Origin of the sequence: Roseomonas sp. 18066 (assembly GCF_902706185.1) — a bacterium.
GTDB lineage: Bacteria > Pseudomonadota > Alphaproteobacteria > Acetobacterales > Acetobacteraceae > Pseudoroseomonas.
On record NZ_CACSJM010000260.1, the window covers coordinates 1 to 4,457 of the forward strand.

Annotated in this window: 6 protein-coding genes; 2 read left to right on the plus strand and 4 right to left on the minus strand. The window is 74.0% G+C overall.

Translation table 11 applies throughout. From position 1 onward, the window contains the following. From GVN67_RS28205 to GVN67_RS28215, 3 genes are all read right to left on the minus strand, one after another. Window positions 1-246: metal ABC transporter permease (locus tag GVN67_RS28205; RefSeq protein WP_200845434.1), on the minus strand; the 246-nt coding region annotated here is incomplete at its 3' end. Window positions 247-268: 22 nt separating this feature from the next. Continuing rightward, the gene (locus GVN67_RS28210) at window positions 269-1,003 is read right to left on the minus strand and encodes a metal ABC transporter ATP-binding protein (protein ID WP_160000628.1); all 735 of its coding nucleotides are present in this window, start codon (window positions 1,001-1,003) and stop codon (window positions 269-271) included. Beyond that, a complete protein-coding gene (locus GVN67_RS28215; RefSeq protein WP_160000629.1) occupies window positions 1,000-1,143 on the minus strand; it encodes a hypothetical protein in 144 nt (47 codons plus the stop codon). The genes GVN67_RS28210 and GVN67_RS28215 overlap by 4 nt, the downstream gene beginning before the upstream one ends. A gap of 136 nt (window positions 1,144-1,279) precedes the next feature. On the opposite strand from GVN67_RS28215, the gene GVN67_RS28220 reads away from it, so the two are divergent. Further along, window positions 1,280-2,578, plus strand: a complete 1,299-nt coding sequence (locus tag GVN67_RS28220) for a DUF445 domain-containing protein (RefSeq protein ID WP_160000630.1) — start codon at window positions 1,280-1,282, stop codon at window positions 2,576-2,578. Window positions 2,579-2,695: 117 nt separating this feature from the next. Here GVN67_RS28220 and GVN67_RS28225 read toward each other — a convergent pair whose 3' ends face one another. After that, entirely contained in the window at window positions 2,696-3,394 is a 699-nt protein-coding gene (locus GVN67_RS28225; RefSeq protein ID WP_160000631.1) for a hypothetical protein, read from the minus strand. Window positions 3,395-3,784: 390 nt separating this feature from the next. On the opposite strand from GVN67_RS28225, the gene efp reads away from it, so the two are divergent. Next, a complete protein-coding gene (gene efp, locus GVN67_RS28230; protein ID WP_160000632.1) occupies window positions 3,785-4,351 on the plus strand; it encodes an elongation factor P in 567 nt (188 codons plus the stop codon). The last annotated feature ends 106 nt before the right edge of the window (window positions 4,352-4,457 follow it).

Consider the following 4,457-nt stretch of genomic DNA (forward strand, 5'->3'; position numbering starts at 1 on the left):
CACCAGCCCCGCCACCAGCCCGCCGACCGACATGGCGGTGACCGACAGCCCCGCCACCAGGAAGCCGGCGGCGATCCCCGGCAGGATGCCATGCGCCAGCACGTCGGCGGTCAGGCTCATCCGCCGCAGCATCAGGAAGACGCCGAGCGGGGGCGCGGCCAGCGACAGCGCCAGGCACCCCACCAGCGCCCGGCGCAGGAAGCCGAACTCGGCGAAGGGCGCCCAGAGCAGGTCGGCGAGGGACAGGTCGAGCATCAGGGAAACGGGTTCAGGCGGCGTCGCGCAGGCAGGCTTCGGCCTCGGCATCCCAGGCCTCGGCCATCATCCGCGCCTTCATGCGGTTGGCCGCCGTCAGCACCTCGGCGGTCGGGCCCCAGGCCACCGGCTCCCGCGCCAGCAGCAGCGTGTCCGGGAATTCGGCGCGCACCAGCTCCAGGTCGTGCAGCACCGCCAGGATGGTGCGGCCCTCGCCATGCCAGCGCCGCACCAGCCCGATCAGGTCCTGCGCGGTGCGGGCGTCGACGGCGTTGAACGGCTCGTCCAGCAGGATCACCGGCGCGTCCTGCACCAGCAGCCGCGCGAACAGCACCCGCTGGAACTGCCCGACCGACAGGCTGCCGACCAGCCGGTGCTCGAAGCCCTCCAGCCCCACCGCCGCCAGCGCGTCGCGCGCCGCCTGCTTCTCGGCGCGGGACAGCGCCCGGAAGGCGCCGGCCCGCGACCAATGCCCGAACAGCACGACGTCGAGGCAGGAGATCGGGAACTGCCGGTCCAGCGCCGCCGCCTGCGGCAGCAGCGCGATCGCCGCCCGCGGCGCCTGCAGCCGGCCTTCCATCGCCGGGTGCAGCCCGGCGATGGCGCGCAGCAGCGTCGACTTGCCGGCGCCATTCGGCCCGACGATGGCGGTCAGGCTGCCCGGCGCGAAGCGGCCGGAGCAGTGATGCACCGCCGCCCGCCGCCCATGCGTCAGCGTCAGGTCGGACAGGGAAATCTCATGGCTCATGCCGTCAGCGCCCAGGCCACGCCGCCCCAGAGCAGCGCCAGCAGCAGCGCCGCCAGCGCCAGCCGCGCAGGCGTGCCGGCGGACAGCGCCAGGGGATCGGCCCAAAGGTCGGCCAAGAGGTCGCGGGGCGAGAGGCTCATGCTGTTACGAGATAACATTTCCACTGACCACGGCAAGCCTTGCCTGCGCATGGCTCGGCCCGCTTCCGGCGATGGCTGTAAAGTCAGCGCCCGCCCGCCTCCCGCTGGCCGTGCCGGCGCACTACCTTTCGCGGTGATGGATGGATCCCTGCCCCCGCTTCCCGCCCCTTCGACCGACAGCGAGGCCGAGCTGCGCCGCCGCCTGGTCAGCCACCGCCGCCTGGCGACCGGCCTGCTGGGGGTGATGGGCGGGCTGATGCTCGGCGCCTATGCCCTGCCGCCCGGCTACGCGGCCTCGCTGCTGCAGGCCTCGGCCAAGGCCGGGCTGGTGGGGGGCCTCGCCGACTGGTTCGCCGTCACCGCGCTGTTCCGCCGCCCGATGGGCCTGCCGATCCCGCACACCGCCATCATCCCGCGGCAGAAAGAAAGACTGGGCCGCGGCCTCGGCCGCTTCGTGGCCAACCATGTCTTCACCGAGGCCGAGCTCGAGCGGGTGATGGCCCGCATCGACCTGGCCGGGCTGCTGCGCCGCTACCTCTCCGACCCCGCCAACAGCCGCCCCGCCGCCGAGGCCCTGGCCTCCAGCCTGCCCGCCCTGCTGAACAGCCTGGAGGATGGCCGCGCCCGCCGCCTGCTGCAGCGGCTGCTGCCGCGGCTGGTCTCCGGCCCCGGCTCGGCCAGGCTGCTGGCCCGGGCGCTGCGCGCGCTGATGGCTGGCGGCCAGCACCAGGCGGTCTTCGGCCTGGCGCTGGAGCAGATGAAGGTGCTGCTGGCCGCCAAGGAGGAGGATCTGCGCCTGGCCATCCAGGCCCGGGTCCGTGCCGAGGGCGGCGCCTTCGTCGGCTGGCTGGCCGGCGGCACGGTGGCGCGGCGCATCCTCTCGGCCATCAACCAGGAGCTGGAGAAGATCGAGCCCGGCGACAGCGCCCTGCGCCACGCCTTCGAGACCTGGCTGACCGCCGAGATCGAGAGGCTGGAGACCGACCCCGAGCGCGCCGCCGCCATCGGCCGGGCGCTGCGCGAGGCGGCCGGCCACCCGGCGGTCAGCGCCTGGCTGATGGACCTCTGGGGCCGGCTGAAGGCGATGGTCGCGGCCGACGCCGGCGCGCCCGAGGGCCGCGGCGTCGCGCTGATCGCCGGGCTCTTCGCCAATCTCGGCACGCTGCTGGCGGAGGATGCCGCGGCGCGCGACCGCCTCAACGGCTTCGCCACCCGCGCCGCCCGCGCCGCGCTGCCGGCGGCGCAGTCGCAATTGTCGGAATTCATCGCCGGCGTGGTGGCGCGCTGGGACACCGCGACGGTGGTGGAGAAGATCGAGCTGCGCGTCGGGCGCGACCTGCAATACGTCCGCATCAACGGCACGCTGGTGGGCTTCCTGGCCGGCGGCGCGCTCTATGCGCTGATGCGGGCGATCTTCGGCCACGTCGCGAGCTAGGGTGCGACGGCTCGCGGCAGGATCGTCGAAGCGCCTCGATCACGCGATCGGGCGAAGCCGGCCTCGCCCGAAGCGCCCGCCTCACTCGAAGCTCCCGCCTCACTCGAAGCTCCCGCCTTACTCGAAGCTGCGGTCGATGGCGGCCAGCATGGTCACCAGCCGTTCCAGCCTGACGCGGTCGGCCAGCATCGCCTGAGCCGCCAGCGGGTCGGCGCTGGCCTCGGCGGCGCGCGATTGCGGCTCGCCCGGCGGGGCGGCCGCGAATTCCACCAGGGCCGAGCCGATCCGGTGCCCCTCGACCGCCAGCGCGCAGGCGAAGCCGCCCAGCGGGACGTCCGATGGAGTCTCCTGCGGCGCCGCGGCCGCGCGCCGCCAGCAGCCGGCGGCATAGCGGCGGCCGGCCGCCACCCCCTCCAGCGCGCCCTGCACCATGGCCTGCGCCGGCTCCCCCGGCAGCGCGGCCCAGTCCTCGGGGGCAGCGCGGGAGAACAGCCGGTGCGTGCGGTAGAAGCCGGGCAGGAACAGCATGGTGACCTGCAGCGCCTCGGCCTCCGGCCGGTCGGGCGGGGCCAGCCGGCCGCTGCGCTCGTCCAGGCGGAACTGGCACATCGCCATCGCCTCGGGCGGCGCGGTGCTGAGGCAGTCGAGCCCGGGCAGCGCCGGCACCTGCAGGGTCACGCCATGGCCGGTGGGCAGCGGCCGGGCCTCGGCGCTGCTGCGGCGCCACTGCGCCAGCGGCACCGCCAGCCCCGAGGGCTTCTCCTCGCAGCCGGCCGCCAGCAGCCCGGCCACCAGCAGCCCGGCCATGAGCAACATGGCGCGGCGACCCCTCATCGGCGCTGGCTCTCCGGCGTCAGGCTCATGGGGCGCCGAGCATGCCGGGGCCCGCCCGCGGGCGTCGAGGCCCGGGCCGGTCACCGCTGCGTGCCCTGCCCCGCTGCCGCTCGACACCGGCCGCACATCGTCGCGAGCCGCACATCGTCGCGAGCCACACCGGGCACGCGCCCCGCCCGCCCCGCATGCCTGCCGCGAGCCGGCGCGGCGCGGCGTCCAGCCCATTGCCGCGCCCCCCTCCGGCAGGCTACACCCGCCGCCCATTCGCTCCCCCTGGACGCGCCCGCGCGGGCGCATCCCCCGGGGGTGCCGCGGTTTCCGCGACGAACCTTTCGTTCCTTCAAGCCTCCGCCAGAGACAGGTGCCCCGCCCATGAAGCAGCAGGCCAATCAGATGCGCCCCGGTCAGGTCATCGAATACGAGGGCCGGCGCTGGACGGTGCTCAAGATCCAGATCATCACCCCGGGCAAGGGCGGCGCCTTCATCCAGGTCGAGATGCGCGATATCAAGACCGGCACCAAGAAGGACGATCGCTGGCGCACCGCCGACACCGTCGAGCGCCTGATGACCGAGGACAAGGAGTTCACCTACTCCTACGCCGACGGCGACAACCTGGTGCTGATGGATCCCGAGACCTTCGAGCAGACCATCGTCCCCTCGGCCATCCTGGGCGACCGCCTGGCCTTCCTGGCCGAGAACATGACCGTCTCCGCCCGCCTGATCGAAGGCGAGCCGGTGGCCATGGAGCTGCCCGCCCAGGTCACCCTGGAAGTCGCCGAGGCCGATCCGGTGGTGAAGGGGCAGACCGCCTCCTCCTCCTACAAGCCGGCGCTGCTGTCGAACGGCGTGAAGACCCTGGTGCCGCCCTTCGTCACCGCCGGCGAGCGCATCGTGGTGAAGACCGAGGACGCCTCCTACGTCGAGCGCGCCAAGGGCTGAGGCGCCTCCGCGCCATTGCCTGAAGGGGGCGCCCGCGCCCCCTTCACCCCCGCTGTTTCAGACGACCCGATCCCCCCGCTTCCGGAGCTGTCTCTTATACACGTCT